Origin of the sequence: Aeromicrobium sp. (assembly GCF_049586495.1) — a bacterium.
Lineage (GTDB): Bacteria > Actinomycetota > Actinomycetes > Propionibacteriales > Nocardioidaceae > Aeromicrobium.
The window spans coordinates 1-2975 of record NZ_JBAVCB010000245.1 but is presented as its reverse complement, the minus strand read 5'-3'; the positions used below and the strand labels follow the sequence as shown (position 1 = coordinate 2975).

Here is a 2975-nt window from a genome sequence, read left to right as displayed (position 1 = left end):
CTCGCCGACGTGCTCGAGGTCGGTCAGCAGGCGCGCTCCCCCGGCCTGTGTCAACACGCGCGCGGCCAGGCCGCGGCCGAAGGTCGCCTCCTGCACCGCAGCGACCCCCCGCTGCCGGAACACGTCGAGCAGGTCGCGGACCTGCTCGGCGAGGGAGTCGGTGAGCGCGTCGCCTCCAGCATCGATCTCGGCCGCACCATGGCCGAAGAAGCTGGTCAGGGCGGCCGATCTGACTCGTTCCGGAGCAGGACGTTCCAGCGCCTCGAGCAGGGTGACCCACTCATCGGCCGCTTGGCTGGCGAGCACGCTGTCGCGATCGGCCACCACGCACGGTACGCCGCGGTCGGCGAGCGCCCGCCGAATCGCTCCCGAGGGTCGCAGCGAGTGCATCAGGATCGCGACGTCACCGGCGTGGATCGGCCGCGGCGGCCCGTCGGCGTCATCGTCGTAGGTGGCGCCCGAGGTCAGCAAACGGGCCACCTCGTCGGCGAGGTCGGCGGCCACGAGGTCGCGGACCGTGCCGATCGACGGCTGCTCGTCGGCCCCGAGGTCAATCACCCGCACCCGAACTGGATCGGTGCTCGGTGCGCCGGCCAGCCGGGTGTGCTCGCGCGATGCGGTGACTGGGACGACTTCGATGCTGTCGTGCCCCAGACGCGCTCGGCGCGTGAGCACCTGCAGGGCCTGCACCAATGGGCGGTCAGAGCGGTAGTTGGTGCCCAGTGTGCGCCGCTCTCCAGCGCTGGACACCGCAGCCAGATAGCTGTCGATGTCTCCGCCGCGGAAAGCGTAGATGGCCTGCTTGGGGTCGCCGATCAACACCATCGTGGTCGACCCGTCGCCGAAGGCGCGTGCGAGCACCTCCCACTGCACCGGGTTGGTGTCCTGGAACTCATCGACCAGCACCACGGACCAGCGAGCCCGCATGCGTCCCCGCGCAGGCGATGCTGGGTCGTCGAGAGCGTCGTTGAGTCGAACCAGGGTGTCGTCGTAGGACAGCAGGCCGCGCAGCTGCTTGCGGCGTCCGACCTCGAGCCGTACGGCCCTGGCGAAGCGGACCCGCTCTTGCGACAACGATCCGATCTCGGGGTCGGTAGGCGTGAGTACCGTGGGGTCGTCGTCCTGGATCACCGCACGGGCCAGCTGCACGGCATCCGCGCGGGACATCGGCGGCTTGGTCAGCGTGCCGTAACGGGCCAGGAACAGGTCGTCGACCACTTCGACGACGAGATCGTCCAGGTCCTCGACCAGGGTGACGCCCGGGTCGGAGTCGCCAGCCACGCCCAGCGAGCGCAGCACGACGTCGCAGAACTGGTGGGTGGTGGCGATCGTGGCGGAGTCGAAGGAGGCGAGCGCCGCGAGCACCCGTTGACGCCGCACCCCGATCTCGGCATCGTCGACCGCGGCCAGGTGGCCCACGACACCGCTGGTGGCCCGCGCCGTCGTGGGATGAGCCAGCTGCTGGGCCACCTCGACCAGCTGGGACCGGACTCGCTCGCGCAGCTCCTGGCTGGCGGCCCGACCGAAGGTGATGACGAGCATGCTGTCCAGCGAGCAGACGCCCTCAGCCACGAAGCGGGCCACGAGCGCGCCGACGGTGTGCGTCTTTCCGGTGCCCGCACTGGCCTCGAGCACGGTGATTCCGTGGGGCAGCGGGCCCAGCAGGTCAAAGGTCTCGGTCATGCGAGCACCGCCGCATCCACGATGGGGCGCCACAGGCGTTCGGCGAGCGTTGCGAGGTCGAGAGCGGGCGGAGCGTCCAGCAGGATCTCGTACGGCGCACCACGGCCCCACACCTGCCGGTGGTGGTCCTTGGCGTTCTCGCCCTCCATCAGCCGGCCGTTCCTGGCGAAGCGGTCGTTCCACTCAGCCGCGGCCTTGGCGTGCGCCAGCTGTTGCTGCACCTCGGTGGCTCGCTCGAGGTTCTTGACATACTGGGCGAACACGAAAGCGGTCTTGAGCGGGAGTCGCAGCGGCTGCGCCATGCCGGCATCCCGCAGGGCCACGAGATCCCGCAGGTGGTGCCTGGCGACCTCGGGGTCGATCGGCGAGAACACCACCAGCCGAGGGCCGCTGTTCGTGCGCGCCACCGTGCCGGCCGTCCAGTCGGTGTCCGGGCGACTCGCCGCGAGCGCCAGCAACGGCAACCAGGCATCCAGGTAGTGCCGGGCTCCGAACGTGGAGTAGCTGACGATGACAACTCTTTCGCCGTGCAGTCCCGTGACCGTGCCGCGCAGGTGCCGGCCGTCACCGAGATCCACGTCGACGTCGAGCGAGGACCGATCGGCGCCGCCCATGACGTCCAAGGCCCGGTCGGCCAGCGGAGTCACCGTGTCGGCGATCTCGCGCGCCACCTCCCACCCGAGCCGACCTGGGGGAAGGTCGCCGCGGCGCCACGCCATGTTCAGCGCCTCGACGGGCGACAGCCCTGCGAGTCGGTCTGCGAGCATGCCGCTGCCGACCCCCCATCGCTGGAGGCCGTCGAGCTCGACCGGCATCGCGTCGGCGATGACATCGTCGTCATCGAAGACCTTCAGACCCAGTCTGCGGCGCAGGAAGTCCTTGGCCGGAGTCCGCAGAAACGCCCCCAGCGCTGCAAGATCGACGTCCTGGACGGGGGCTGCAGGCAGCACCAATTGGGCGAGCGACGGCGGGCTGACGGCTGGTGATCGCCCAGCCACCGCGGCCGCACGGGAGGCGGCGTCGAAGGAGAACGGCGTGTCGCGGCCCAGCAGTCCGGCGGTGAAGTTGCGCTCGTCGAACCGCTGCAGGGGGTGGCGGACCAAGACGTGATCGGCTGACCCGCTGACGGTCAGCCTCGCGGCATCCAGCAGCTCGCCCAACGGAACGGCGGGCGGCCGGGGGCGCCCCGTGACCTCATCGGCGCCGGAGTAGGTGATGACCAGGGCGTCCGTAGCGGCCAGCACGGCGTCGAGCAGGAGCTGGCGGTCCTCGCTGCGTGGATCGCGCTCGCC

The 2975-nt window shown here is 70.7% G+C and carries 1 protein-coding gene and 1 pseudogene; both read right to left on the bottom strand.

Features of this window, described 5'->3' with window-relative positions; translation table 11 throughout:
* On the bottom strand, window positions 1-1683 hold a 1683-nt coding region (locus WB508_RS12575), incomplete at its 3' end, for a UvrD-helicase domain-containing protein (protein ID WP_423845219.1).
* A pseudogene (locus WB508_RS12570) lies at window positions 1680-2975 on the bottom strand (exodeoxyribonuclease V subunit gamma); the annotation flags it as partial. The gene WB508_RS12575 and the pseudogene WB508_RS12570, both read right to left, overlap by 4 nt.